Source organism: Kitasatospora sp. MAA4 (assembly GCF_029893355.1).
Taxonomy (GTDB): domain Bacteria; phylum Actinomycetota; class Actinomycetes; order Streptomycetales; family Streptomycetaceae; genus Kitasatospora.
The window spans coordinates 113,665-140,244 of the sequence record NZ_JARZAI010000015.1; the positions used below are offsets into that span (position 1 = coordinate 113,665).

The 26,580-nt window shown below is 72.3% G+C and carries 19 protein-coding genes and 1 tRNA gene; 8 read left to right on the forward strand and 12 right to left on the reverse strand.

Annotation, left to right across the window (positions count from 1 at the left end):
• Positions 1–19 precede the first annotated feature (19 nt).
• The 4 genes from P3T37_RS21135 (at position 20) to P3T37_RS21150 (ending at position 3,691) form a co-directional block, all read left to right on the forward strand.
• Positions 20–96 (forward strand) — tRNA-Pro (locus tag P3T37_RS21135).
• A complete protein-coding gene (locus P3T37_RS21140; protein ID WP_280725309.1) occupies positions 96–2,360 on the forward strand; it encodes a hypothetical protein in 2,265 nt (754 codons plus the stop codon). Before P3T37_RS21135 ends, P3T37_RS21140 begins: the two co-directional genes overlap by 1 nt.
• Positions 2,361–2,373: 13 nt before the next feature.
• A complete protein-coding gene (locus tag P3T37_RS21145) occupies positions 2,374–3,348 on the forward strand; it encodes an aldo/keto reductase (protein WP_280725310.1) in 975 nt (324 codons plus the stop codon).
• Positions 3,349–3,367: 19 nt separating this feature from the next.
• Entirely contained in the window at positions 3,368–3,691 is a 324-nt protein-coding gene (locus P3T37_RS21150; protein WP_280725311.1) for a MazG-like family protein, read from the forward strand.
• A 3-nt stretch (positions 3,692–3,694) separates the two neighbouring features.
• On the opposite strand, the gene P3T37_RS21155 is transcribed toward P3T37_RS21150, so the two are convergent.
• The 3 genes from P3T37_RS21155 to P3T37_RS21165 form a co-directional block, all read right to left on the reverse strand.
• Positions 3,695–3,934, reverse strand: a complete 240-nt coding sequence (locus P3T37_RS21155) for a hypothetical protein (protein ID WP_348533268.1) — start codon at positions 3,932–3,934, stop codon at positions 3,695–3,697.
• Positions 3,935–3,989: 55 nt separating this feature from the next.
• Positions 3,990–5,150, reverse strand: a complete 1,161-nt coding sequence (locus P3T37_RS21160; RefSeq protein ID WP_280725312.1) for a PP2C family protein-serine/threonine phosphatase — start codon at positions 5,148–5,150, stop codon at positions 3,990–3,992.
• 131 nt (positions 5,151–5,281) lie between these two features.
• Positions 5,282–6,493, reverse strand: coding sequence for a cytochrome P450 (locus P3T37_RS21165; protein WP_280725313.1), 1,212 nt, complete (start codon positions 6,491–6,493; stop codon positions 5,282–5,284).
• Between the two features lie 113 nt (positions 6,494–6,606).
• Between P3T37_RS21165 and P3T37_RS21170 the strand changes: the two genes are divergently transcribed.
• On the forward strand, positions 6,607–6,981 hold the full coding sequence (locus tag P3T37_RS21170; RefSeq protein WP_280725314.1) for an ArsC/Spx/MgsR family protein: 375 nt from the start codon (positions 6,607–6,609) through the stop codon (positions 6,979–6,981).
• Between the two features lie 5 nt (positions 6,982–6,986).
• Here P3T37_RS21170 and P3T37_RS21175 read toward each other — a convergent pair whose 3' ends face one another.
• Positions 6,987–7,463 carry a pyridoxamine 5'-phosphate oxidase family protein gene (locus P3T37_RS21175; RefSeq protein ID WP_280725315.1) on the reverse strand — a complete coding sequence of 159 codons (477 nt, stop codon included), beginning with the start codon at positions 7,461–7,463 and terminating at the stop codon, positions 6,987–6,989.
• 37 nt (positions 7,464–7,500) lie between these two features.
• Between P3T37_RS21175 and P3T37_RS21180 the strand changes: the two genes are divergently transcribed.
• Positions 7,501–8,055 carry a DUF1697 domain-containing protein gene (locus P3T37_RS21180; protein WP_280725316.1) on the forward strand — a complete coding sequence of 185 codons (555 nt, stop codon included), beginning with the start codon at positions 7,501–7,503 and terminating at the stop codon, positions 8,053–8,055.
• A gap of 21 nt (positions 8,056–8,076) precedes the next feature.
• Here the strand turns inward: P3T37_RS21180 and P3T37_RS21185 are convergent, their stop codons facing one another.
• From P3T37_RS21185 to P3T37_RS21205, 5 genes are all read right to left on the reverse strand, one after another.
• Positions 8,077–9,039, reverse strand: coding sequence for a DUF1152 domain-containing protein (locus tag P3T37_RS21185; protein WP_280725317.1), 963 nt, complete (start codon positions 9,037–9,039; stop codon positions 8,077–8,079).
• A gap of 71 nt (positions 9,040–9,110) precedes the next feature.
• Complete coding sequence (locus tag P3T37_RS21190) at positions 9,111–9,929, reverse strand: hemerythrin domain-containing protein (protein WP_280725318.1); 819 nt, start codon at positions 9,927–9,929, stop codon at positions 9,111–9,113.
• Between the two features lie 75 nt (positions 9,930–10,004).
• Entirely contained in the window at positions 10,005–11,033 is a 1,029-nt protein-coding gene (locus tag P3T37_RS21195) for an alpha/beta hydrolase-fold protein (protein WP_280725319.1), read from the reverse strand.
• A 285-nt stretch (positions 11,034–11,318) separates the two neighbouring features.
• Positions 11,319–12,386 (reverse strand): enolase C-terminal domain-like protein, encoded by a 1,068-nt coding sequence (locus P3T37_RS21200; protein ID WP_280725320.1) that lies wholly within the window; start codon positions 12,384–12,386, stop codon positions 11,319–11,321.
• Positions 12,383–13,663, reverse strand: a complete 1,281-nt coding sequence (locus tag P3T37_RS21205; protein WP_280725321.1) for an ROK family transcriptional regulator — start codon at positions 13,661–13,663, stop codon at positions 12,383–12,385. The genes P3T37_RS21200 and P3T37_RS21205 overlap by 4 nt, the downstream gene beginning before the upstream one ends.
• Positions 13,664–13,849: 186 nt before the next feature.
• On the opposite strand from P3T37_RS21205, the gene P3T37_RS21210 reads away from it, so the two are divergent.
• Entirely contained in the window at positions 13,850–14,593 is a 744-nt protein-coding gene (locus P3T37_RS21210; RefSeq protein ID WP_280725322.1) for an SDR family oxidoreductase, read from the forward strand.
• 63 nt (positions 14,594–14,656) lie between these two features.
• On the opposite strand, the gene P3T37_RS21215 is transcribed toward P3T37_RS21210, so the two are convergent.
• Together P3T37_RS21215 and pulA are read right to left on the reverse strand one after the other, a co-directional pair.
• A complete protein-coding gene (locus tag P3T37_RS21215; protein WP_280725401.1) occupies positions 14,657–16,327 on the reverse strand; it encodes a carbohydrate-binding module family 20 domain-containing protein in 1,671 nt (556 codons plus the stop codon).
• Between the two features lie 341 nt (positions 16,328–16,668).
• Positions 16,669–22,197, reverse strand: a complete 5,529-nt coding sequence (gene pulA, locus P3T37_RS21220; RefSeq protein ID WP_280725323.1) for a pullulanase-type alpha-1,6-glucosidase — start codon at positions 22,195–22,197, stop codon at positions 16,669–16,671.
• A 316-nt stretch (positions 22,198–22,513) separates the two neighbouring features.
• Between pulA and P3T37_RS21225 the strand changes: the two genes are divergently transcribed.
• A complete protein-coding gene (locus P3T37_RS21225; RefSeq protein WP_280725324.1) occupies positions 22,514–23,476 on the forward strand; it encodes a phosphatase PAP2 family protein in 963 nt (320 codons plus the stop codon).
• A gap of 6 nt (positions 23,477–23,482) precedes the next feature.
• Here the strand turns inward: P3T37_RS21225 and P3T37_RS21230 are convergent, their stop codons facing one another.
• On the reverse strand, positions 23,483–26,509 hold the full coding sequence (locus P3T37_RS21230; RefSeq protein WP_280725325.1) for a bifunctional [glutamine synthetase] adenylyltransferase/[glutamine synthetase]-adenylyl-L-tyrosine phosphorylase: 3,027 nt from the start codon (positions 26,507–26,509) through the stop codon (positions 23,483–23,485).
• Positions 26,510–26,580: the final 71 nt, after the last annotated feature.

The window sequence follows — 26,580 nt, forward strand, 5'->3', positions numbered from 1 at the left end:
TCCGTAGGGTGGCCGCCAGCGACGTGTAGCTCAGGTAGGTAGAGCGCCGGACTCGGGATCTGGAGGGCGCGGGGGCAGGGCCCGCCATGTCGGCCATGGACAAGAACGCTGATCAGCAGCACCCGACCGTCGCCGTCTCCACCGACTACGCCCACGGGCAGCTCGCCCGGGCGTTCGTCACCGCGCTCTCGCACCCCGACGCCGCGACCCGCTCGCGGGCCGAGGGCCGCCTGGACCGGTGGCGCGCGGCGCTGGCCGGGATGAAGGACGGCAGCCTGCAGATCGGCACGCGGACCCCGGTGGCCGGCCTGCCCGCGTGGGTCACCCCTGAGGTGCTGCACGGCGGCTTCGCCAGCGGCCGGGCCTGTGCCGAAGGCACCCTCCAGCCGTACGAGGCCGAGGCCTGCCGGGCGGCGGGCATCCCGGCGGACCGGGCCGAGCTGTTCGCCCACTCGCTCACCGAGGCCGGACTGGCCCGGCTCTGGGAGCTACTGGACGGCGGGCGCTACCGGGTGACGGTGCCGGAGGAGGCCGCGCTGCTCACGGTGGCCTGGCTGGTGCGGGCCGGCGAGCAGGACGCCGCCCTCGAACTGGTCACCGTGCTGGCGCCGTTCGCCGCCCGCCTGCGGTTCACCCCGCCGATCGGCGACGGCCCGTCACCCGAGGCCGACGCCGTGCACCGGCAGACCGTCGCGGATACTGTCGCCGCTCTGGAACGACGTGGCCCGAACCACGCGGTGGAGACGCAACGCGAGGCGCTGACGGTCTGGTTGCCGTTCTCCGACGAACTGCTCGCCCACTGGTTGGAGACCGCCGGGTCGGACGGCCGAGTGCTGCGCCACGTCCCGGACCCCGGGTGGCACCAGCGCGGGGCCGAACTCCTCCTCCGCTACCGGACGTTGGCTGCCGCAAACCGGCTGTGCGGCAAGCACCGCAGCCCGCGGCAGAACCTCGGTGTCCTCCGGGCCGCCCTCGAACTGACGGTAGCTGGAGAGGAGTTGACCCCCCGAATGACCGGGCTGCTGCGGCTCGCGGCCGAGTCGATGGTGCGCCGGCGTGGCCTGCCCGGCTCCGAGCGACACACCGCGCTGCGCCGGACCCAGGCCGCGCAGGCCGCCCTGCCCTCCCACTCCGCGCTGGCCCAGCTGCTGGTGGCCCGGCTCGCCGAACTGCCCCAGGACGACGGGCTGGCCGATCCCGCGCACGTACTCGCGCCGACAGGCCCGGCCGAGGCGCAGAACGGCGGGATCCCGGTCGGCACGGCGTTCCCGGCCGAGCTGCGCAAGCCGGTGCTGGCTGCCACCAGTGCTCCGGTCGAGGCCCTGATCAGCCTCGGCCTGGTGCCCTCGGCCGAGGTACTGGCAGAGCTGGCACCGCAGTTGGCTTCGGCGGCGCAGGCGGACGCCTACCCGGACCGGGCGATCGGCGCCCTCGCGGCGGCCCACCACCGGGCCTTCGCCGGGCGGCGCTCGCTCCTGCTGCTCGACTACGCGCGCCAGGTGCGGGCTGAGGAGCTCCCCTGGGTGCGGGCGGTCGAGGCGCACCGTAGCACCGGCGGGCGCGAGCTCGAAGTCCTGCGGCGGCTGGGCGGGTTGGCGGTCAACGCCTTTCCCGGCACCATCCTGCCGAACCCGCTGGTGAGCGAACTCGCGGCGCTGGCCCGCCGGGCCGGGACCGGCACGCCGTTCGTGGAGGAGCTGGCCGCCGACATCTTCATGGGCAGCTTCACTCCGAAGTACCTCGCGGCCGCCAAGATCGCCACCGACCTGCTGGAAGGGACGCTCTACGAGCGGTACTTCGGCATCGACTACCCGGCCGTTCGCGCCATGCCGCTCGACGAGCCGGATCGCGGCCGACGCGCCGTCACCTCAGCCGGCTTCTCCGCCCTGTGCGGGCAGCGGGCGGGCCGCGCAGCCTCCTCCTGGTCGGTCGCAGGCAACGGCACGGTGATCGAACAGGCCCAGATCCTCACCACCCACAACCTGGCCACCCTGGTCGGTCCCGTCGGCGCCACCCCCGCCGACGGCTGGGACACCCTCGCCCTCGGCGCCTTCGCGACCACCGCCCGACTGGCGGCCCGGGCCGAGCGGCTCCCGTACCCGATGGCCACGATCAAGAACGCCGCCTTCGCCTGGCGGCAGATGATCTTCCACCTGTCACTCTGCACACCGCAGGCCCGTACGGCGGTGCTCGACAAGCTCATGGCTGACCACCCCACCCGGTTGGCCCCGGCCATGGCTGGCCTCGCGCTGGTCGCCTCCGGTGGAGAATTCGAGCACGACGGCACCGCCGGAGACGGCACTTCGCGCCGCCTGCTCGGCTGGACCGTCGGCCCGCACTGGCTGCTCAGCCGCCCATGATGATCGGAGAATCATGAAGCACATCACACTGGGTGACCTGGATGTCTCCCGGATCGGCCTCGGCGCGATGGGCATGTCCCACGGCTACACCGGCGCGGGAACCGACGACGCGGAGTCCGTTCGCACCGTCCACCGCGCCCTGGAGCTGGGCGTCACGCTCATCGACACCGCCGAGGTCTACGGCCCCTACGTCAACGAGGAGCTCGTCGGCCGCGCCCTGAAGGGCCGCCGGGACCAGGTCGTGCTCGCGACGAAGTTCGGCCTGATCTCCCACACCGGCCGCCAGGCAGGCCCGGACAGCAGCCCGGCGAACATCCGCGCCGCCGTCGAGGGCTCGCTCAGGCGACTGGGCACCGACCGCATCGACCTGTACTACCAGCACCGCGTCGACCCCGGCACCCCGATCGAGGAGACCGTCGGGGCGCTGGCCGAGTTGGTAGCCGAGGGCAAGATCCGGCACATCGGCCTCTCGGAAGCCGGCCCCGAGACCATCCGCCGCGCCCACGCCGTCCACCCGATCACCGCCGTCCAGTCCGAGTACTCGCTGTTCACCCGCGACCCCGAAGCCCGGGTGCTGCCGGTGCTGCGCGAGCTGAACATCGGCTTCGTGCCCTTCTCGCCCCTCGGGCGCGGCTTCCTGACCGGCACGATCCGCTCCACCGACCAGTTCGACCCCTCGGACTTCCGCGCCGACAACCCGCGGTTCGCCGAGGAGAACTTCCAGCACAACCTGCACCTGGCCGACCAGGTCGCCGACATCGCCACCGAGATCGGCGCCACCCCGGCACAGGTCGCCCTCGCCTGGCTGCTCGCCCAGGGCGACGACATCGCGCCCATCCCCGGCACCCGCCGCGTCGCCCGGGTCGAGGAGAACACCGCCGCCGACGCCGTCCACCTCACCGACGAGCAGCTAGCCGCTCTGAGCAGCCTCCCCCCGGCCGCGGGAGACACCCACAACAAGGCCGGCATGCGGATGATGGAGCGCTGACCCCTAGGAGAGGACGCCCGTGGACGATCTGATGTGGGAGAACGTCGATCGGCTCGACCGGTGGATCGATGCGGGGAGCCCGAACTCTCCTGAGCAGCAACGGATTCTGCGGGTGCTCAAGGTCAGCGAGGAGGCCGGGGAGGCTGCTCAGGCCGTGATCGGGGTGACTGGGCAGAATCCGCGTAAGGGGGTGTCGCACACCTGGGAGGACGTGGAGAACGAGTTGGTCGATGTCGCGCTCTCGGCGCTGGTCGCGCTGAGGGCGATCAACCCGCAGGCTCGGGAGGTCTTCGAGGCGCGCATGCGGAGCTCGCGCGCGTGGCTGGACGAGAACGGGCTGTGAGGGTCACTCGAAGCTGACGCGGTCCAGCCAGAAGTGCAGGAGTTGTTCGTCGCCGAGGATCTCGATGGGTGCGCCGGTGGCCGGGCGACGCTTGTAGACGAGGAGGAGCAGGTCGGTCAGGGGGGCGCGGACGGCCACGGCGGCCTTGGTGTGGGTGCGGGTCCAGGTGAGGGTGTCGCCGGTGAGGTCGAGCAGCCACTCGGCGGACAGCTGCGGCGGGGAGTCGGTGGCGTGCAGGTGGATGGTGCGGCCGGGCCGAGGAGTTCGCGCGTGCGGGGGTGGATGAGGGTCTCGTTGGTTAGGTCGTGGGGAGCGGGGAGAGCGCGAGGACGGCCAGGTCGTCGGTGGCCTGGCCGCCGTGGGCGCAGACGTCCTCGGCGAGGAAGGCGATCAGCTGGTCGGGGGCGACGGTGGTGCGTCCCTGGAAGCGCTCGGCGAGGCGGTCGGTCAGCGGGTAGAACCGGCCGGCCGGGTCACGGGCCTCGGTGACGCCGTCGGTGTGCAGCAGCAGGGTCTGCCCTGCGCCGAGCGGGACCGAGGTGACCGGCGGCGGGCCCTGGGCGCGCAGGTGGCCCAGGCCCAGCGGCAGGTCCTGCGGGCAGTGCACGGTCTGCACGGTGCCGCCGGTCAGCAGCACCGGGTCAAGATGGCCCCGGCTGATCACCTCGGCTCGGCCTGAGTCGGGTTCGTGCTGGACCAGGACGGCCGTGACGAAGAGCTCCTCGTCGCCGCACTCGGCCGCCTCGCGGCGGACCTGGCGGTCCAGCTGCTCGGCGAGCTCGCCGAGGTCCGCCGTCTCGTGGGCGGTGGCACGGAAGGCGCCCAGCACGTCGGCCACCGTCCGGACCGCCTCCAGGCCCTTGCCGCGGACGTCGCCGAGCAGGATCCGGGTGCCGAAGCGGGTGTGGCAGACCTCGTAGAGGTCGCCGCCGATCGCCACCTCGGCCTCGGCCGCCCGGTAGAGGCCGGCCGTGCGCAGCCCGCCGACCAGCTCGGGCACCGGTCGCAGCACGGTCCGTTGCAGGGCCTCGCTGACCGTCCGGGCGCGCACCAGGTAGCCGTCCTGGCGGGTGCGCTGGTGCGAGAGCGCGACGCCGGCCAGGCCCGCCAGCAGCGTCGAGACGTAGACCCAGAGGTGGTGGTGTTCGATCAGGTGGTCGACCCGGGCCGCGAGCAGCAGCTGCAGCGCCAGCGCGCCCACCGTGGACAGCCCGGTGGCCAGCGGGCCGAAGCCGAAGGCCACCAGCACGGGGAGCGTGGTGAGCAGGAAGCCGGCTGCGGTGAGCTGCGGGAGGGCGACCTCGACGACCAGGTCGGTGAGGATCAGCAGCACCGGGAGCCAGCGCACCCAGCGCGGGTCGAGCCGCCGTTCGGCGGCGGGAGGGGGCGTGCGTCGGGCGGGCGGCGCGTCGCGGTACGGGACGGCCGGGGCACGGCGCTGCTGGGCGGGTGCGGACACAGCGGACCTCCTCGGCCGTTCCGGTGGGGGTGGTGGGGGTGGGGGGTCAGTGGGGAGATTCCATCCTCTCGTAGTGGACGTGAGGGCGGCGGGGGCCGTTCGCCTCGCAGAGTCGGGACCTTCGTCCCGGTTCAGGCCAGCGCGACCGGGAGCGTCTGGTAACCGCGCAGGACCAGCCGGTCGCGGCGGACGGCGTCGCCTGCCGGGGTGAGCGCGGGGAACCGGGCGAGCAGGGCGGGCAGCGCGAGGTTCGACTCCAGGCGGGCCAGCTGGGCGCCCAGGCAGAAGTGCGGGCCGCCGCCGAAGGAGAGCGGCTGGCTCTCGGTGCGGGTCGGGTCGAAGACGTCCGGGTCCACGTAGCGCGCCGGATCCCGGTTGGCCGCGCCGAGCAGCAGGAAGGCGCCCGTGCCGGCGGGATGCCCGTCTATCGTCAGGCCCGGCTTGAGCGGCAGGCGCGAGGTGAGCTGCACCGGCGAGTCGTAGCGCAGCACCTCGTCCGTGAAGCCGGCCGGGGTGACCTTGCCGGTACGCAGGCCGTCCGCGGTCCACGGGTGCTCGAAGGCCAGCGCGAGCCCGTTGCCGAGCAGGTTGGTGGTGGTCTCGAAGCCGGCCACCAGCAGCAGGACCAGGTTGGCCAGCAGCTCCTCGTCGGTGAGCCGGGCGTCCGCCGCGTCCGCGACCTGGACCAGCGCGCTGACCAGGTCCTCGCGCGGGTGGGCGCGGCGCTGTGCGGCCAGCTCGCTGAAGTACCCGGCGAGCTGCTCGGTGGCGGCGTCGGCGGCCAGCGTCTCCTCCGGCTCGACGATCATCTCCAGGGAGGCCGTGAGGTCGGCGGCCAGGGTGCGGAAGAGGTAGCGGTCCTGCTCGGGGACGCCGAGCAGCTCGCAGATCACGCTGACCGGCAGCCGGAAGGCGAAGGTGTCCAGGAAGTCCACCGTGCGTCCACCGGCGCCCAGTTCGGCCATCTCCTCCAGCAGTCGGCGGACCGTGGCGGCCACCGCGGGCTCCAGCGCGGCCACCCGGCGCGCGGTGAAGACGGAGGCGATCAGTGAGCGCATCCGGGCGTGGTCCGGCGCGTTGACCTCCAGGATGGAGTGGCTGAGCATTCTGCTGGAGGCGTGCTCGGCGAAGTCGGGGTCGAAGCCCACCCGCCGCTCGGCGTCGGCCACGCCGAAGCCCGGGTCGCGCAGCAGCTGATGGACCGTCCGGTACCCGACCACCATCAGCATGCCGTCCCAGATCGGGGCGACCGTGCCGAGCCGGTGGGCCTGGGCGTAGAGCGGGTACGGGTCCGCCGAACCCGCGGGGGTGAGCAGCTGGTCGATGATCTGCGTACCGTTCATGCCTGAGCCTTCCAGCCTTCCACCGAGAGTCCGGACGGTAGGAGAACAGAGGACCGGTCGGGCGGAGTTCCCCGTTCCGGTTCCGCTGCCGGACGGGTGCGTACCCTGGCGGCATGGAGATCTGGATCAACCCACGCTGCGGCAAGTGCCGCGCCGCCCTGACCGAGCTGGAAGCCGCCAAGGCCGACTACACCGTGCGGCGCTACCTGGAGGACCCGCCGAACGCGGCCGAGCTGGAGGAGGTGCTCGGCCGGCTGCTGCTCGACCCCTGGGACATCACCCGGTTGGACGAGCCGATCGCCAAGGAGCTGGGCATGCGCGGCTGGACCCGCGGGGACGGCGACCGGGCGCGCTGGATCGCCGCGCTGGCCGAGCACCCGATCCTGCTCCAGCGCCCGATCATCACGGCGGACGACGGGCACGCCATCATCGCGCGCACGCCGGAGGCGGTGCGCTCGGTGCTGCCGAAGGCGTCCCCCAAGGCCTGACGGTCTCAGTCGCGACGCACGGTGTGTACCTCCTCGCCGGGCCGCCAGCTCTGGATGAGCAGGTGGTCGCCGCCCGGGCCGATGGAGGTCAGCACCACCTCGGTGAGATCCAACCGGAAGGCGTGGTACGGCCCGGGCGGCGGCTGCGGCAGCTCGGACTCGTAGGCCAGCCGGCTCACCTCGTCGACGATCTCCACCGCCCGCCCGGCGAGCTTGGCGTCGCCGCCCGCCATCGTGCCGTCGCCCGGGTTGGCGTGCAGGGCGAAGCGCGGGTCGCGGCGCAGGTCGCGCACCTTGACCGCGTCGAGCATCGAACCGAACGTCAGGTCGGCTCCCATCAGCAGCACCTCGGTGCCGCTGACCCGGGGCGATCCGTCCCTGCGGAGCGTGGCCAGCACATGGTGGCGGTGGGCCTCCAGCCGGGCGAGCACGGCGGGGGCGAGCTCGGGGGCTTCCTTCTCGAAATCCTGCCAAGTAGCCATGGCACCCACTCTGGCACCGGGGACTGACAATGGGGGCATGGCAGAGACCTTCATCGCATTCCTGCGCGCCGTGAACGTCGGCGGACGCACCGTCACCATGGAGCGCCTGCGCGGGCTCGTCGGAGAGCTCGGCCTCGCGGACGTGCGGACGTACATCCAGAGCGGGAACGTCTTCTTCTCCGCGGACGCCGCGATCGACCGGCCCGCGCTGACCCGCCGGATCGAGGAGCACCTGGAGCAGGCGCTCGGCTTCCCGGTCCCGGTCATGCTGCGCACGGTCGCGGAGGTGGAGGAGCTGATCGCCTCCGACCCGTTCCGGGGGATCGAGCTCACCGCGGAGAACAGGTTCTGCGTGGTCTTCCTCTCCGAGCCGCTGCCGCCCGAGCTGGAGCTCCCGCACAGCACCCCGAAGGGCGACCTGGAGGTGATCGGCGCCACCGAGGACGCGGCCTTCGTGGTCGCGCACATCATCAACGGGCGCCCGGCGGGCAATCCCGGCGCGGCGTTCGGCAGGTCCTACCGGGGCCTGGGCACCGCCCGCTTCCTGCACACCACGGTCAAGATCGTGGCCGCCGCGAAGAAGAAGGCGTGAGCGGGACGTGCTGGTGGCAGGTCAGTGCGGGAAGGCGCGCGGCGGTCGCTGACGCGGCAGTTCGTCCCGGAACTCGGCGATGACCGAGCTGATCTGGCGCATCAGGACGGTCCGCTCCAGCCGGTCGAGGTAGCGGTTGCGCGCGGCCAGCCCGCTCACCGTGACCGTGAAGTAGACCGCCATCAGCGGGTTGACGAAGAGCTCGCTGTTCCGGGTGCGGTCGGTGAACCGGACGTCGCCGAACTCGCCGCTCAGGGCCGCGGCCACCGAGCCCTGGACGATGCTCGGGCGCTCGGGGGTGGCCGCCTGGGCGTCTGCGACGGCGTCCAGGTAGAGCACGCCCTCGCGGCTGTCGCGCGGCAGCGAGAGGGCGCCGAGGTAGTCGCCGGTCCGCGCGAGGGCCGCCAGGTTCTCCAGCACCAGCGCGTGGCTGACCCCGTGATACGCATCGACACCGAACCCCAGGCAGACCACCAGGCGCTCGACCAGACCGTCCAGTCCGGCCACCGCCGCCAGGCTCGCCATGTCCTCCTCCGGCGTGCCGAGGCCCATCTCGTCGCCGCACATCAGGATGTCGGTGCCGCCGTCCACCAGCACCACCGCGTCGATGTCCAGGTGCGCGATCAGCGCGCGGTAGGCGGCCCGCAGCGGCTGGACGCCGACCGGGGCGAACGCCCAGACCGTGTCCGGCATGGCGTGCCGGCGCAGCCAGCGGGCCAGCGTGCGCTCGGGGAAGTAGCGCTCGTGCGAGGGGGTGTCCGGGCCGATCTCGGCGACGTCCTGGTCCAGCCAGACGTCCAGTGGCAGGCCGTGCAGGTGGCTGAAGGACAGGTTGGCGAGGTGCACCTCCTTGCCCGCCGCCCGCAGGGCGAGCGCCAGCGGGAGGCCCGCGTACACGTCGAAGCCGCCGCCCGCGCCCGCGACCAGGATCCGCGAGGCGCCCGTCAGGCGGGCGAACAGGGGTGGTTCGAGGAGTGAGGACATCCGCAGGACGCTAGCAGGCGCCGGCTGGGGCACAGCGGGAGCACCGTTCACTTCCCTCACGTACAGGACGTTCACTCGCCGACCGGCGGAGTTCCCCACAACTCGGCCGTGCAGCGGGCGTAGACGGCCTGCCAGTGCGGCCACTGGCGCGCCGTCAGGTCGTCGCACTGGCCGATCAGCGCCTCGACCTGCTCGGGCGCGACCCCATCCAGCAGCCAGGCCAGCGCGTCCGGCGCGCCCGGCCCCTGCGCGGCCCGCAGCAGGTCGAGCAGCTCGGCCAGGGTGCCGACCCGCGAGTGCGGCGAGAACAGCTCCTCCATCGCCGGGAGCACCTGGTCCTCCTCGACCCGCAGGTGCGTCTCCAGGCGGGCCGCCAGCTCCTCCAGCGCGTAGGCGACCGGCCAGGCGCTGGCCGGGTCCCCGGTGGCCACCCGCATCAGCGTGGTGGCGCGGGTGAACGAGTGGTCCAGGTTGTGGTGGTCGTCCTCCAACCAGTTGACCAGCAGCCGCAGTTCGGGGGCGAAGCGGCGCAGCAGCGGCCAGACCCGGTTGTCCTCCTGCTCGTGGTGGCAGGTGAGCATCGCGGTGAGGAACTCCCAGTGGCTGCGCAGCGCCGTCGCGCTCGCGTCGTCACCGGGCTGGAGCAGCCGGAGCGCGGTGGGCAGCCGGGCGAGGTCGCGGCGCAGTGCGGCATGGACCAGGCGCAGCCCTGCGAAGCGGAACGGCGGCCGGACGGCCTGGACCGGCTCGGCGGGGCCGCGCGGGGCGGGGACGGACAGAAGGTGCGTCTGCATGGCGCTCTCTTCACGACTGAACTCGGGGGACGGGACGGCGCCGCTCGGTCCGGTGGTGAGACCGGTGGAGACGGCGCCGCCACCCAATGTGGTCACAGTCGATCAGTAGCGAATCAATACTCGATTGCCGTGCAGGTCAGAGCGGGTTTCGGCGGTTTCTGCGGGCGGGCGTCAGGGGGCCGTCGGACCGGCCATGTTCTGGGTCAGCCACTGCAGGGTGTTCGGGATCATCTTCTTGAAGTCCGAGGTGAGGTGCTTGCCGCCGGGCTGCTCGTAGTAGTCGATCTTCAGCGGCGGCACGGCCTTGGCCACCCAGGTCTTGACCAGCTTGACCTCCTCGGCGTTGGCGCCGCCCGCGGTCGCCAGCATCCGCACGTCGGCCTTGCCCTGGCTGACCAGGACGTCCGGGCTGCCCGCCTGCTCCTCGGCCTCGTGCCCCTTCCAGTCCAGCGAGTCCGGCTTGAAGTAGCCGTCGATCGGCACCGCGGCCTTGAACTGGTCCGGGTGCTCCAGGGCCAGCTTGGCGCTGCACATGGCACCGGTCGAGGCGCCCATCAGGCCCCAGCCGTCCCGGCTCTTCAGCGTGCGGAAGTTGGCGCGCACGAAGTCCGGGATGTCCTGGGACATCCAGGTGCCCATCTTCGGCTGGCCGGGGATGTCACTGCAGTCCAGCGCCCGCTGCTCGTCGGAGATCAGGTTCTGCACCGGCATGATCATGATGAACGGGTGGGCCTTGCCCGCCTTGGAGAGCTGGGCGTCGGCGACCTGGATCGGCAGCTGGTCGTCGGTCCAGGTGTTGTAGCCGTTGCTCTGGCCGCCCGCATAAAGGGTGAGGACCGGAAAGCCGTAGTTCGCGTACTTCGGGTCGTTGTACTCCGGCGGGAGCCAGACCCAGACCTTGGCGCTGACCCCGGACTTCTTGCCGGTCAGCGTGGTCATCATGATCGGGCCGGCCGCGGTGTCCCGCGCCTTGCTGAGCTGGGTGGCCGGACCGGTCGGCATCAGCACCTTGTCGGAGGACGACGGCGTCGAACTCGGCGGCACCGCGGCCGGGCTGCCCGGCGTGCTCGGGGTGGTGGTCGGCGCGCTCTGTGCGGCCGGCTTGCCCCCGCTCCCACCGCATGCGGAGAGTGTGGCGGCCAGCGCCAGGGCGGCGGTGACGGTCAGGACGGCGCGTGGGCGGGCGGACTGCGGTAGCAAGGCGGGTCTTTCCGGCTGGTGGACGGCGTTCGGACCGTGGCGGATCCGAGCGGCGGCGCCGGGGCGAAAACGGCGCGCGATGATGCTGATCCTATGACGTGGTCCCAACCTCCCATGGTTGCGACCAGGCAGCCCACCAGCCAACATTTGGTCGGGTTTTGGCAAAATCCCCGCTGATCGGCGGGGGTCGTTCGGCGGGGATTCCCGGGAATTCGGACGTCTGTCGGAAAGGGCCGGAATGTGCTGGGAAACCGATCCGAACTCGACCCGGACCCGATCCGACAATCAGCTCGTGAGGCCGGCGAGGTCGACGGTCCCGCGCCAGAGCGGGGTCACCGAGGGGTGGCGCAGGTCGGGCTCCGCGCCCAGACCCGGCCCACTGGGCAGGGTCAGCCGCCCGCCGCTGATCTGCTCGGCGCCACCGAGCAGATCACCGCGCCAGGGCACCTCCCCGAAGGCGTACTCCAGCGGCTCGGCGGGCAACTGCACGGCCAGCTGCGCGCTGTGCAGGGTGGCGATCGGTCCGGCCGGATTGTGCAGCGAGACCCGGGCGGAGCCGGCAGCGGCCAGCGCCAGCACCGCCGCCGGCCCTCCGGCATGCCTGACATCCGGCGTCACCACGTCCAACAGCCCTGCCACAGCCTTGAGTTCCTCCACGGTGGCGGCAAACTCCCCACCAGCCAGCGGGATATCGGTGCGCGCCCGCAGCTCGGCGAGCTCCTCCGGACGGTCGATGCCGACACCGCCCTGCAGCCAGCCGATCCGCAGCTCGGCGAACGCGTGGAGCAGGCGAGTGAGTTGACTCAGCGGGAGGCGTTCGCGGCAGTCCACCAGCAGCTCGGCACCGGCCCCGACCGCCTCGCGCACCGCGCGCACCCGGGCCAGCCCCAGATGGGCGAGCCGGTCGCCGCCGGGACTGTCGAAGGGGGACAGCTTGACCATCCGGAACCCGGAGCGGACGGCCGCCTCGGCGGTCGCCGCCAGCGCGGCCGGGGCCCGGCCGCCCGGTGCGCGGTTGAGGGTGGCGTACAGCTCGACCGAGGGCGCCGACGTCGTGCAGGTGCCGCCGAGCCACTGCCAGAGCGGCAGCCCGGCCCGCCGGGCGGCCTGGTCGGCGCGCGCCTGCTGGAAGCCGCCGAGCAGCGTGGTCCGGGTGAACGCGCCGCCGTCCAGGGGGTGTTCGGCCCAGCCGTCGAGCTGCCGGAGCACCGCGGCGACCGGCCCGGCGTCCGAGCACTCACCCCAGCCGGTCACCCCGTCGGAGTCGGTCAGCCGCAGCAGCAGCCAGTCGGTGCGCAGGCTGACCGAGCAGCGGTACAGCTCGACCTGCTGGGCGTGGCTCGCAGTGGTCACAACATCCCCAGGGCAGCGAAGGGTTCGGTGATGACCCGTTCCAGCGCGGGCACCGCGGAGGAACGGACCAGGGTGCGTGCGCCGAAGGCCGCGGGCACGATGTCCTCGGCCACCGCGGGCCCGCGGTGGCTGCGCAGGGCGACCTCGGCCCGCAGGTCGTCCAGGTACTCCGGGGCGACCAGGATGCCGCCGGCCAGCACGATCCGGCTCGGGTTGAGCAGGTCCACGACGGTGGCGACGGCCCGGCCGGCCCGGCGGGCGCGGCGGCGCAGCAGCTCCTGCGCGCGGACGTCGCCGGTGCCCGAGCCGGCCGGGCGCGCGGCGGCCACCAGCCGTTCGAGGTCCAGGCCGGAGCCCGCCGCGCCGCCCTCGCCGGCCGGCGTGCCCTGCGCCGGGCCGAGCAGTCCGGCCGCGCGGGCCTGGGCCGTCAGCGCGATGTCGCCCGCGGCGGCGCTCAGGCAGCCGGCGCCGCAGCGCGGACAGCGGACCTCGGGGTCGTCGGTCACCCGCAGGTGCTCGATGCCGCCGGCCGCCGCGCCCGGACCGCGGTGCACCGTCCGGTCCACCACGATCGCCGCGCCCTGCACGTTGCCGATGGAGATCAGGACGAAGTCGTCGACCTCGCGCCCGGCGCCGAACCAGAGTTCGGCCCGCGCGATGGCCCGGACGGTCTGCTCCAGCACCACCGGTCCCGGCAGCCGCCCGGCGAGCAGGTCGAGCAGCGGGACGTCCTGCCAGCCCAGCGGGCCGTGCTCGACCACCCGGCCGCGCACGCCGTCCACCCAGCCGCCGATGCTGACGCCGGTGCCGACCAGCCGGCGGTCGCCGAGCCGGTCGTCCAGCAGGCTCCGGACCCCGCGGACCGCCTGGTCGGCGACGGCCCGCGGGGAGGTGTCGGCCAGCTCGGCGTGCGCGAGCTCGCGTTCGGCGAGCACCCGGCCGTCCAGCCCGACCAGGCCGAAGGTGGTGCGCAGCACGCCGATGTGCAGCCCGAGCGCGGCGGTGCGGTCCGGGTCGACCCGCAGCGGCACCCGGGGGCGCCCCTGGGTGGGCTCGACGGGGGCGAGCTGGCCGAGCAGCCCGACCTCGATCAGGGTGCTGGTGAGCTTGGTGACACTCGGCGCCGAGAGGCCGGTGTGCCGGGCGATCTCGGCGCGCGAGACCGGGCCGTAGGCGAGTACCGCGCGCAGTACGGCGGAGGCGTTGCCCTGCCGCATGTACTCGGCGCGCTGACCTGGGGTGACCAGGCCCTGGGGCTGGTCGTTCCGGACGTCCACGATGGCTGCCTCCTCCCCCGCACTCTAACGCCGTCAGCTAGTTAGTTTCGGAAATTAAATCATTCATTCCGTGCCACTCTCCAGTCCCCCGACCCGCGCACCCCCACTCTTTGGCCGCTCCTACCAATGACGTGGACACCACCGTCGGCGATCATCGGGAGGTCACCCCAGCACAGGGAGCAGCCCATGCCACAGCAGATCGCCGTCGTCACCGGAGCCGGCACCGGCGTGGGCCGCGCCGTGGCGCTCGAACTCGCGGCCGCCGGCTGGCAGCTGGCGCTGGCGGGGCGGCGCGCCGAGCCGCTGCACGAGACGGCCGAGCTGACCGGCTCCCCCGCCGCGGTGATCCCGACCGACGTCACCGACCCGGCCGCGGTGGACGCCCTGTTCGCCGAGGTCGCCGAGCGCTACGGGCGGATCGACCTGCTGTTCAACAACGCCGGCACCTTCGGCGCGCCCGTCCCGCTGGAGGATCTGAGCTACCAGGACTGGCGGGCGGTGGTCGACCTCAACCTCACCGGCGCCTTCCTCTGCGCGCAGGCCGCTTTCCGGCAGATGAAGGGCCAGCACCCGCAGGGCGGCCGGATCATCAACAACGGCTCGATCTCCGCCCACGTGCCGCGCCCGCAGAGCATCGCCTACACCGCGACCAAGCACGCCGTCAGCGGCCTCACCAAGTCGCTCTCGCTGGACGGCCGCCCCTACCGGATCGCCTGCGGCCAGATCGACATCGGCAACGCCGCCACCGACATGACCGCCGCGATGAGCACGGGCGTACGGCAGGCCGACGGGCGGATCGCCGCCGAGCCGACCATGGACGTCGCCGACGTCGCCCGCACGGTCCTGCACATGGCCCAGCTCCCGCTGGAGGCGAACATCCAGTCCGTCACCGTGCTGGCCACCACGATGCCCTACGTCGGACGCGGCTGAGACGCCGATGCCCCACCACGGCAACCGTGGTGGGGCATCGCAGTCTTGACGAGACGTCAGACTTCAGGACTGCCAGGTGTCGTTCAGCGCCACCTCGCCGCTCGCCGGGACGGTGGCGGTGCGGTTGGCCCCGGACTCCCAGGTCACCGCGCCGCTCGCGTCCTTGCGAATGTACTTGTACTGGAAGGACGTTCCGGCGGCGAGCGGGACGTCCAGCTTCCAGACCGGGTAGGCCGCGGAGGAGAGCAGCAGCGCCTGCCCGGTGTTCCAGGCGCCGAGCGCCGCGTTGTCGCCCACCACGTAGATGTTCTGGCCCGGCACGGTGGTCGCGTTCACCGCGAAGGAGGCCCCGCTGCTGATCGAACCGCCACCCGAACCCCCGCCCGGCGCACCGACGTAGAGCGCGATCGCGTCGCCCGCGCCGACCGTGGCGGTGAAGGTGCCATTGGAGGCGACCGTGTAACTCGGGCCGGTGCAGCCGCCGGAGGCCGGGTCACCGTGCTCGACGTCGCAGTAGCTGCCGGCCGGCAGCGAGGTCTGGAAGGTCTGGGTGACCGGGCCGCTCTCGTGGTTGAGAGCAACAAATCCCTTGTTGCCGCGGCCGAAGGCGATCGCGTTGTTGCCGTTGGACCACCAGTTGGTCACCGCCGTGCCCGCCACCGCGTTGTGGAAGCCCACCATGTTGGCGACCTGCCGCCAGGCGTGCGTGCAGTTCCAGCCGTCCTGGTAGCAGGCGTTGACGGTGCCGCCGTTGGGCGGGCCGTCGTCGGTGTTGGTGAACGAGTAGCCCGAGTAGATGTTCGGCGAACCGTAGTTCTCGGCCAGCAGGAAGACGTTGGCCAGCGTGTAGGTGTTGCCGTAGGTGTAGTTGAGCGTGGAGCCGTTGCGCTCGGTGTCCCAGTTGTCGACGAAGGACCGGGCCTGGCTGCTCGGCAGGTAGCCCCAGGAGGCGCCCCAGCTGCTCAGGTTGGCGAGCTTGTCGCTGGTGAACATCCGCTTCAGGTCGGTACCGACCCGGAACTCGTCCACGTCGCCGTTGCCGGTGTACTCGGACGGCTGGATCGGCTCGCCCGCACCGTAGATGACCTCCTGCACCCAGAAGGCGTTCGGGCTGGACGTCTTCGCCTTGATGGCGGCCAGCTCGGAGGCGGCGATGTGCTTGGCCGCATCGATCCGGAAGCCGTCCACGCCCATGCTCGACAGGTCGTTCAGGTAGTTGGCGATGGTCTGCTGGACGTAGGCGCTGCCGGTGTCCAGGTCCGCCAGGTTGACCAGCTCGCAGTCCTGGACGTTGGTGCGGTCCTGGTAGTTGGTGATCGGCTGGCGGCAGGTGTGGAAGTCCTGGTCCTGGTACAGGCCGGGGTAGTTGTACTTGCTGTAGACCGTGCCGCCGGTGCCGGTGCCCGAGCCGGCCGTCATGTGGTTGATCACCGCGTCGGCAATCACCTTCACGCCGGCCGCGTGGCAGGTGTTGACCATGTTCTGGAACGAGGCCCGGTCGCCGAGCCGGCCGGCTATCTGGTAGCTGACGGGCTGGTAGGAGGTCCACCACTGGCTGCCCTGGATGTGCTCCTCGGCCGGCGAGACCTCGACGTAGCCGTAGCCCTTCGGGCCGAGCGTGTCGGTGCAGGCCTGGGCGACCGAGTCGAACTTCCACTCGAACAGGGTGGCCGTGACATCCTTGGCCCCGGGCGGGGCGGCCTGCGCAGCCGGCGCGGCGGCGACGCCGGACACCAGCGAGAACGCGAGGGCGGTCGAGGCGGTGAGTGCGCTGACGACTCTGCGACCCCGGCGGCCGGAGCGGCCAGAGCGCGTCGGAACTGAGGTGACCACGTTGTCTCCTGGGGGGTGGCTGAGGTGGGGCAGCCGGATACGGCGGGTAACACATCACTGAAAGCTTGCTGAAACTTGCAGGAAACTTTCAGCGCTGAACCTAGAGCGACCTCAAGATCGCGTCAAGACTTCCGAAGGCAACGGTTTGGGCAACGGTCCGGCCGCGTGAGACCACCGCGAAACCAGTGTGGGAGCAGCGCGAGCCTCCCCCCGCCGGCGGCGGGGGGAGGCAGCGTGGCGGGTCAGTGCTGGACGAACACCGCCACCGTGCGCGCGGGCACGGTGAACGTGCCGCTCGCCGGGTCGAAGACGGACTGCTTGACCACCGGGTCGGCGCCGTCCGCCTGTGCCGGGTGCAGCGCCTGCGTGCTGCCCTGCAACCCGGCCACCGTCTGCGTCTGCGCCGTCGGGGTGGCGTTGAAGACGACGGTGATGCCCTTCTCCGCTCCCGCCAGACCGGTGCCGTCCAGGTGCATGGTGATCACTCCGGGGGTCTCACCGGGCGTGCCGGAGAGCGGGTAGGAGAGGCGCTGCTGCACCTGGGCCGCCGTGGAGAGCGCGAAGAGCGGCGAGGACTGCTTGATCGCCAGGAACGCCTGGTACTGCGCGCTCGCGCCGGTGATCTGCGGGCAGCCGACCGTCAGCCGCGGGTCGGCCAGCAGCGCGCCGGCCGTCGGCCACATCGACTGGTTGTCGGCCGCCATCGGCAGGCCGTGCCCCCAGCCGTTGCCGTCGGCGCACTGCCAGTGGATCGCGTTGAACCAGTCGCCCGAGTTGAAGGAGTTGCTGTCCAGCGACTTGGACCGCAGCAGGTCGCTGCCGGCCTGGGCGAAGCCGGGCCCCTCGGTGAGCGCGGTCAGCGAGAGCCCGAGCGCCTGCATCCGGGCCCGGTCGGCCGGCGAGGTGCTGGTCGGCAGCTTGTACGCCAGCGCGTCGAACAGGTCGGTGTTGTCGTGCGCGTCGACGTAACTGACGGCGTCGCCCGGCTCGGCCGCGTACCCGGTGGGTGAGCCGCCGTAGTCGACTCCCGCGCCGGTGACGGGCTTTCCGGAGCTGTCGGTGAAGGCGTAGCCCGCCAGGTCGCCGGTCAGTCCCACCTTGATCTGGTCCATCTGGTGCAGCAGCGCGGCCTTCTGCTGGTCCGGCGTCCCGTTCGCGGCCGACCCGTTGGGGTCGGTGAACAGGCCCGAGGCGAAGCCCTGTTGCTGCGCCGAGGAGAGCATGAAGTTGCCACCGCGCCCGGCGTCGCGGACCCGGTCGTCGAAGGTGGCGATGCCGGTGCCGGCCATGTTCTGCTGGGTGGCCTGCTCGAAGCGCGCGTTGTTCGCCACGACGCCGAAGTTCCAGCCCTCGCCGTAGAGGAAGAGCGAGGATCCGTCCACGCCGTCGTGCTGCGGCGTCAACTTCCGCAGCGCGGACTGCACATCGAGCATGGTCGACTTCGGGTCCAGGCCCATCAGGTCGAAGCGGAAGCCGTCCACCTTGTACTGCCTGGCCCAGGTGACCACCGAGTCGACGACCAGCTTGTCCATCATCGCGTGCTCCGGCGCGGTGTCCGCGCAGCAGCTGTCGGTGGTGACGGCGCCGGTGTCGCTGAGGCGCTGGTAGTAGCCGGGGACGATCCGGTCGAGCACCGAGTGCGGGTCCTGCCCGGCGGCGGCCGTGTGGTTGTAGACCACGTCCAGCACCACCCGCAGCCCGACCTGGTGCATCGCCTGCACCATCTGCCGGAACTGCACGGTGCGTCCGAGGCCGGTCGGGTCGGTGGAGTAGGCGCCCTCGGGCACCGTGTAGTGCACCGGGTCGTAGCCCCAGTTGTACGCGTCGTCGGCCTGCACGGCGGCTATGCAGGCCTGTTGCTTGTCGCTGTTCGCGGCCAGCGCCGCCAGGTCGCAGGCGGGCAGCTTCTGCTCGGAGGCAGGCGGGATAGAGGAGTTGTCGAAGGTGGGCAGCAGGTGGACGGTGGTGACGCCGGCCTTGGCGAGGTCGCGCAGGTGCTGCATGCCGGCCGACTGCGACTGGGTGAAGGCCAGATAGGTGCCGCGCTCGGCGGCCGGCACGGTGGTGTCCGCCGCCGAGAAGTCGCGCACGTGCAGCTCCTGGATCTGCTGCTTGACCGCCGGGATCGGCTGCGGACTGCTACTGCCGTCCCAGCCCGCCGGTTTGGCCGGGGCGGAGGCCAGATCGGCGACCAGGCTGCGCTGCGAGTCGGTGGAGAGCGCGACCGAGTAGGGGTCGGTCACCAGGTTGACGACCTCCTGCTGGACGCTCGGCGCCCAGACCTTGACCTGGTACTGGTAGTACCTGCCGTCCAGTTGCCACCGGTCACCGGTCAGCGACCAGACTCCGGTGGCGTCGTCGCGGTGCATCGGGACGGTCCGCGGCGTGCCGCCGGTGGGGCCGTCGAAGAGCTGGACGGAGACGTCGGCGGCGGTCGGCGCCCAGAGCGACAGGGTGACCTTGCGGTCCCAGGGCCACCAGCTCGCGCCGCCGCTGTAGACCGGCCCGAGCGCCGCCTTCGACGCGCCGCCCGCGTACAGCGCGTCCAGCACGCCCGGGATCTGCACGCCGGTGGCGGCCAGCACGGCGCCGTTGGGGAGGTGTTCGGTGAAGGCCAGCTGGCTGCGCAGCGCCTTGCCCACCCGCGCGGTGTCCCGAGGGTCGACGGCGAAGGCGCGGTAGCCCGCGAGGTTCGGGTACTTCTTCTTCTGCGCGTCGGTCAGGCCGCCCGCCACCGGGTTGAGCCGCAGCCAGTAGCCCTGCTTGCTCAGCACCCCCTTGTCGACGGTGATCCCGCCCGCCGGGTCGTAGACGAGCTGGGCGCTGGTGCCGCCGTTCAGCGCGCCGTCGCCCGCGCCGTAACCGGGCGGCACCACCACGGTGTTGGCGTCGATCCACTGCGCCTTGGCCGTGCCCAGGTCGAGCTGCGCGCTGTTGGTCGCCACCTGCGGCAGCAGGTAGCCCGGTTGGCCGCCGATCACCCAGACCTCGTGGCCGAAGGTGGCCAGGTCGAGCGACTGGTCGGCGCTCTGGTCCTTGGTGTCGCCGTTGTGCAGGATATAGCTGAGGCTGGTCGCGCCGGCCGCGAGCGGGACCTCGAAGACGTCCCCGAAGGCGTCCTTGCGGGCCGGTTGCAGCGGGTGGGTCCAGTCGGTCGGGGTGGCGGCGCCGGTCCAGTCGTGCAGGCCCCAACCGTCGTACGCGCCGTCGGCCCGGTGGTAGTGGATCACCGCCATGCCGGCGGGCACCGTGGAGACCGGTCCCGGATCGCTGGTGTAGACGGTCGGATCACCGTCCTTGAGCCAGACCTCGCCGGTCGCGCCGACGTCGATGTGCCGGTCTGCCGAGCCGTCCTTGGTGCCGTTGTTCTCGACGATGAACCCGACGTCGGAGGCAGCGCTGTTCAACTTGACGTAGGCGAAGGCGCCGTACGCGTCGCGCCCGACGAAGGGGTGCCCGGCGGGCCAGCTGGTGCCCTCGCCGTCGGCGATGTCGCCCCAGGCGTAGAGGTTCCAGCCGTCGTAGTTGCCGTCCCTGCGCTGGTAGTGCACGACGGCGTACGGGCGCGCGGTGGCGGTCGGCGGGGGCTGCGGGGCGGGGGTGCCGGTGGTGAAGCTCGCGGTGGCGGAGCTCAGGTGGCCGCTGGAGTCCTGGACGACCGCCTTGTAGTGGACCACCGTGCCGGGGGCGACGGCGCTCAGGTCCTGGGTCACCTTGTCGGCGCCGGTGTCGGAGCCGCCGAGGGTCTGCCAGGGGCCGTCGCCGATCTGCGCGGCGAAGGTGGTCCGGTGGAAGCCGTCGCCGCCGACGCTCGCGCCGACCGTGACGGTGCCGGTGGAGCCGGCGGCGGGCGGGTTCAGCGTGATCGCGGGCGCGGCGGCCACCGGGGCGAGCTTGCCCGCGGCCTTGTAGAGCACCGAGGAGAGCGCCGGGACGGTCACCGTGACCTTGCGGTCGGCGCCGCTGGTCAGCTTCTGCCCGGTACTCGGATACAGCTGGTCGAAGCCCATCGCAGCCGAGTAGGTGTCCAGCGTGACGGTCTTCGGCTCGGTCGCGTTGTTGACCGCGACCAGGTACTCCACCTGCTGCTTCGCATCGATCCGGGAGAACGCGTAGACGCCGGGGCCGTCGGCGGCGTACCGCTCGATCTGCGCGCCGTCGGCCAGCGCGGGGTTCGCCCTGCGCAGCGCGGCGAGGTCGGCGATGCCCTGGTAGAGCGGGCCGCTCTGGCCGTAGCGGTCGGCCGAGCCCGGGACGCCGCCGATCACCGCGTCGCTGTTGTACGAGGCGACCTTGGAGGCGAACATGTCCTGCCGCGCGTCCTTGTCGCCGCCCGGGCCGGTGAAGCCCTGCTCGTCGCCGTAGTAGACGACGGGCTGGCCGCGGGTCAGGAACTGCAGCTGGTCGGAGAGCTGGTCCTTGGCGAGCAGCATGGCCGGGTCCGCGCCGGGGTTGTCGGCCTGCAGGAAGCTGCCGATCCGGCCCATGTCGTGGTTGCCGGTGAAGGTCGGCAGCTCGTAGGCGTTGGTGTCGGCCGTGGTGTAGCGGTAGTCCTGCGCGTAGAGGGCGGCCAGCGCCTGGGCAGAGCCGCCCTGCGAGACGTAGCGGCGGGCCGCGTCCTGGAACGGGAAGTCCAGGGTGGCCTGCAACTTGCCCTTGGTCACGTACGGCGAGGTGACCGCCGGGTCGGCGTCGTAGACCTCGCCGAACATGAAGAAGTTCTTGTTGCCCTGCTTGGTGGCGTACGCCTTCAGGGCCGGCGCCCACTGCTGCCAGAAGGCCATGTCGACGTTCTTGACGGTGTCGATCCGGAAGCCGTCGACGCCGGTCTGCTTGACCCAGTCCTGGTAGATCTTCTCGAAGCCCTGGACGACCTTGGGGTTCTGGGTGTCCAGGTCGTCCAGGCCGGAGAAGTCGCCCTCGGTGCCGGACTCGCCGGCGAAGGTCGAGTCGCCGCGGTTGTGGTAGAGCGAAGGGTCGTTCAGCCAGGCCGGTGTCTTGGCCTTCGGGTCGGTGACGACCGGGGTGTAGGGGAACGAGTTCGCGGTCAGCTTCGGGTACGCGGTGCTCCCGGTGGCCGCGTCGGCGTTGGCGACGGCGGTCTCGTCGACCGGCGCGCCGTCCTTGTCGAGCGTGGGGTAGGCGCCGGTGGAGCGGTAGGCGCTGCCCGGCTGGGCATAGGAGATGACGTCGGCGGTGTGGTTGGTGATGACGTCGAAGAAGACCTTGATGCCGCGGGCGTGCGCCTTCGCTATCAGCTCCTTGAGCTGGGCGTTGGTGCCGAAGTGCGGGTCGACCTGGGTGAAGTCGGTGATCCAGTAGCCGTGGTAGCCGGCCGAGGCCGCGTCCCCGGTGCCCTGGACCGGCTTGTTCTTGAAGATCGGGGCCATCCAGATCGCCGTGGTGCCGAGGTTCTGGATGTAGTCGAGCTTGTCGATCACGCCTTGCAGATCGCCACCGTGGTAGAAGCCCTTGTCGGTGGGGTCGAGGCCGTTGTCCATCCGGCTGCCGGTGATGCCGCCGGTGTCGTTGCCGGGGTCGCCGTTGGCGAAGCGGTCCGGCAGGACGAAGTAGTACTGCTCGCGGGTCAGGTCGTGGCGGTCCGCGGTGGCGGCCAGCTGCCGGTCCGAGGGCGGCGGCGGGGCCGCGGCGGCGATGGCCAGCGGCGCCGAGCCGAGCGAGGCGGCGGTCAGCGCGACGGCCAGCAGCACCCCGCTGCGTGGTCGGCTTCGTCTGATGGTCCGGACGGGGCGGAGCTGAACAGCGGCCACAGCGGGCTCCCTTGGGCGGGACGTCGTCGTCGAGTGGCTGGACGCTAGCGCTTGAAATATGTTTCAGCAAGATGCTGAAAGGATTTCAAGCCCTGTTCCCCCAGGCCCCGAGGGGCCCGCCTCGCAGCCCACGTTGCGAACGAGTAACAATGGAACGCATGTGTGTCTCTCCGACGCGCCGTACTCGCGCGCCTCGTGCCGCCTCCCCCACGCCGGTCGGGGGTAGCCATCTAGCACTGTGGGAGGACAGCCGGTGACGAATCCACGACCAGAGGATGATCGGACGGCCACGGAACGTCTGGCAGACTTCTCGTCCATGGGGGAACCGACCGAGAACCATGAGCCAGGCGCCGAGCGCGCGGCCAAGGCCTCCGCAGGCGGTTCCGTCGCAGCACCTCGCCCGATGGACGAGGTGGCCGACGGAGCCACCGGGAGCACCGGCCTGCGGGGCGCTACCGCCCTGCGCACCCGGATCGGCGCCCAGCGCCGCGTCCCGGTCCGCCCGCGGCTGCTCTTCGAGCTCGCGCTGATCGGCATCAGCTACTGGCTGTACTCGCTGGTGCGCAACGCGGTGCCCGAGCAGGCCGCGATCGCACAGCAGCACGCCTCCTGGGTCTGGCACGTCGAGCAGACCCTGGGCATCGCCGTCGAGCGCTCGATCAACCACGGCATGAACTCGGTCACCTGGCTGATCGTCGGGATGAACTACTACTACGCGACGCTGCACTTCATCATGACCATCGGCGTCCTGGTGTGGCTCTACCGCCGCCATCCCGGCCGCTACGCGGCAAGCCGGACGGTGCTCTTCATCACCACCAGCATCGCCCTGGTCGGCTTCTACTTCTACCCGCTGGCCCCGCCACGGCTGATGACCAACGGCAACTTCATCGGCACCGTCGAGGCCCACCACACCTGGGGCTCGCTGGCCTCGGGCCCCGGCGCCAGCGTCTCCAACCAGTTCGCGGCGATGCCCTCGATGCACATCGGCTGGTCGCTCTGGTGCGGCCTGACGATGTTCTTCCTGGCCGAGCGGACCTGGGTCCGGGCCCTGGGCCTGGCCTATCCGACGGCCACCCTGCTGGTGATCATCTCGACCGCCAACCACTTCTGGATGGACGCCGTCGGCGGCGCGCTCTGCCTGGGCATCGGCTTCCTGTGCACGCGGTTGTTCTATCACCGCTGGGCCTACCAGTTCCCGCAGATCCCGGCGGCCTGGCAGGACAGCGCCCACGCGGTGCCCGAGCAGCGCCCGAGCCCGATCGGCGCCGGCAGCCGCTAGGCACGTTCACCCGTAGAAGAGCCGCTCCACCACGCTGCGCGCCCGCCGCGTGGTGCGCCGGTAGTCGTCCACCAGCTCGCCGGAGTGCCCCTCCCCGTACCCGAGGTAGCGGGCCACTCCGGCCAGTTCGCGCGCCTCGCCGGGGAAGCTGTCGCCCGGGCGCCCGCGCACCAGCATCACCGCGCTGCGCACCCGCGAGGCCAGCACCCAGGCGGCATCCAGCACCTCGGCGTCCTCGACCGCCAGCAGCCCGGCGTCGTGCGCCGCGAGCAGCGCCCGCCTGGTCCGGGTGGTGCGCAGGCCGGGCAGGTGGTGCCCGTGCTGGAGCTGGAGCAGCTGCACCGTCCACTCGACGTCGGCCAGGCCGCCGCGCCCGATCTTGGTGTGCGTGGTCGGGTCGGCGCCGCGCGGCAGCCGCTCGCTCTCGATCCGCGCCTTGATCCGGCGGATCTCCAGCAGGTCCCGCTCCGGCACGCCCTGCACCGGGTAGCGCAGCGGGTCGATCAGCGCGCGGAACCGCAGCCCGAGGTCGGCGTCGCCGGCGATCGGCTCGGCCCGCAGCAGCGCCTGGCTCTCCCAGACGTGCGACCAGCGCGCGTAGTACGCCGCGTACGAGCCCAGGGTGCGCACCAGCGGCCCCTGCCGGCCCTCGGGGCGCAGGTCCGCGTCGACCAGCAGCGGCGGCTCGGTGGACGGCGCGGCGAGCAGGGTGCGCAGCTCGTTGCAGACCGCCCGGGCGGCCGCGGTCGCGTCGTGCTCGGTGTCCGGGAGCGGTTCGTGGACGAAGAGGACGTCCGCGTCCGAGCCGTAGCCCAGCTCGTGGCCGCCGAACCGGCCCATCGCGATCACCGCGATCCTGGTCGGCAGCGGTTCGCCGTGCGCCGCCTCCCAACCCGCCGTGCAGGCGGTCAGCGCCCCCTGCAGGGTGGCCGCGTTGAGCGCGGTGAGCGCGCCGGCCGCGCCCTCCAGCGCCTCGCCCGGATCCTCGCCGAACCGGCCCAGCACGTCGGCCGCCGCCGTCCGGAACAGCTCGCGGCGGCGCACCGATCGGGCCGCCACGACCGCCGCACCCGGCCCCGGCGCCCGGCCGACCGCGGCCAGGATCTCCTGCTCCAGCGCCGCCCGGCCGCGCGGCTCCAGGCCCTGCGGGTCGCCCAGCATCGCCACCGCCTCGGGGGCCCGCAGCAGCAGGTCGGGGGCCAGCCGCCCGGCCGACAGAATCCGGGCCAGCTGCTCGGCGGCCGCGCTCTCGTCGCGCAGCAGCCGCAGGTACCAGGGGGTGCGGCCGAGCGCGTCGGAGACCTGGCGGAAGCCCAGCAGCCCGGCGTCCGGGTCGGCGGAGTCGGCGAACCAGGCGAGCAGCACCGGCAGCAGCGTCCGCTGGATGGCGGCCTTGCGGCTGACCCCGGCGGCCAGCGCCCCCAGATGGCGCAGCGCCGCGGACGGGTCGGCGAAGCCGAGCGCCTCCAGCCGGGCCTTGGCCGCCGCCGGGCTCATCGCGGCCGTCCCCGGGGTCAGCGCCTCGCCCGCCGAGAGCCCGGCCACCGCGTCCAGCAGCGGGCGGTAGAAGAGCTTCTCGTGCAGGCGCCGGACCTCCAGCGCGTGCCGCTTCCACTCCCGTTCCAGCGCGGCCACCGGGTCGGCCCGGGTGTCGTCGTTGATCATCGACGCCATCGAGCGGGCCAGTCGCCGCAGGTCGGCCGGGTCGGTGGGCATCAGGTGGGTGCGCCGCAGCCGGTACAGCTGGATCCGGTGCTCCAACGAGCGCAGGAACCGGTACGCGGAGTCCAGCGAGGCCGCGTCGGCCCGCCCGACGTACCCGCCGGCCGAGAGCGCGGCGAGCGCCTCCAGGGTGTTGGCGCTGTGCAGCGCCGGATCGGTGCGGCCGTGCACCAGCTGAAGCAGCTGGACGGAGAACTCCACGTCCCGCAGGCCCCCCGGGCCCAGCTTGAGCTGGCGGTCCAGCTCGGTGGCCGGGATCGCCTCGATCACCCGGCGGCGCATCCGCTGCACGTCCGCCACGAAGTTCTCCCGCTCGGCCGCCTGCCAGACCATCGGCGCCAGCGCCTCGACGTACGCCGCGCCCAGCGCCTCGTCCCCCGCGACCGGGCGGGCCTTGAGCAGCGCCTGGAACTCCCAGGTCTTGGCCCACCGCTGGTAGTAGGCCAGATGGCTGGCCAGCGTGCGGACCAGCGGTCCGTTGCGGCCCTCGGGGCGCAGGTTGGCGTCGACCGGCCAGATCGTGCCCTCCCCGGTGGTGTCCGAGCAGAGCCGCATCATCCGGGCGGCCAGCCGGGTGGCGGCCTGCAGCGCGCGGTGCTCCTCGACGCCCTCGCGGGCCTCCGCGACGAAGATCACGTCCACGTCGGAGACGTAGTTGAGCTCCCGTCCGCCGCACTTGCCCATCGCGATCACCGCCAGCCGGCAGGCGTCGGCCGCCTCCTGGTCCTGCTCGGCGGCGATCGCCAGGGCGGTGCGCAGCGTGGCGGCGGCCAGGTCGGCCAGCTCGGCGGCGGCCTTGGCCAGGTCGGTGGTCGCGGTCAGGTCGCGGGCGGCGATGGTCAGCAGGCAGCGCCGGTAGCCGGCCCGCAGCGCGTCGGCGGGGTTGTCCGGCCTGGCCGCCACGCACCCGGCCAGCTCGTGGTGGAACTCCGCGGTGCCGGGGTGCATGTCGAAGACGTCGAAGGTGACCAGGGTGTGCCAGTCGCGCGGATGCCCCGCCAGGTGGTCGCCGAGCGCGGCGGAGGCGCCCAGCACGCCCAGCAGCCGGTCGCGCAGCGGCTTGGAGGTGGTGAGCGTGTCGCGCAGCGTGTGCCGCTCGGAGTCCTCCAGCGCCTCCAGCAGCCGGGCCAGGCCCAGCAGGGCGAGGTCGGGATCCGCGGTGGCGCCGAGCGCGTCGAGCAGCACCGGATCGTCGGCCAGCCCGGTCAGGGCGGGGGCCGAGAGCCGCCGGACGGCCGCCTCGGGGTCCGTGAAGCCGCGGCGTACCAGCCGGACCTCCGGCCTGCTGGTACGGCTGCCCGCTGCCGTCATCCGGCGCCTCCTCGTTCGCAACTGATCATTTTGTAGCGTAGATGGTTCGCCACCCTCCTTCCCCCGCCCGA

Coding starts and splice junctions, on each gene's coding strand:
- P3T37_RS21140 (WP_280725309.1), top strand. CDS start 96: ATGGACAAGAACGCTGATCAGCAGCACCCGACCGTCGCCGTCTCCACC.
- P3T37_RS21145 (WP_280725310.1), top strand. CDS start 2,374: ATGAAGCACATCACACTGGGTGACCTGGATGTCTCCCGGATCGGCCTC.
- P3T37_RS21165 (WP_280725313.1), bottom strand. CDS start 6,493: ATGAACGGTACGCAGATCATCGACCAGCTGCTCACCCCCGCGGGTTCG.
- P3T37_RS21170 (WP_280725314.1), top strand. CDS start 6,607: ATGGAGATCTGGATCAACCCACGCTGCGGCAAGTGCCGCGCCGCCCTG.
- P3T37_RS21175 (WP_280725315.1), bottom strand. CDS start 7,463: ATGGCTACTTGGCAGGATTTCGAGAAGGAAGCCCCCGAGCTCGCCCCC.
- P3T37_RS21180 (WP_280725316.1), top strand. CDS start 7,501: ATGGCAGAGACCTTCATCGCATTCCTGCGCGCCGTGAACGTCGGCGGA.
- P3T37_RS21185 (WP_280725317.1), bottom strand. CDS start 9,039: ATGTCCTCACTCCTCGAACCACCCCTGTTCGCCCGCCTGACGGGCGCC.
- P3T37_RS21210 (WP_280725322.1), top strand. CDS start 13,850: ATGCCACAGCAGATCGCCGTCGTCACCGGAGCCGGCACCGGCGTGGGC.
- P3T37_RS21225 (WP_280725324.1), top strand. CDS start 22,514: ATGGGGGAACCGACCGAGAACCATGAGCCAGGCGCCGAGCGCGCGGCC.
- P3T37_RS21230 (WP_280725325.1), bottom strand. CDS start 26,509: ATGACGGCAGCGGGCAGCCGTACCAGCAGGCCGGAGGTCCGGCTGGTA.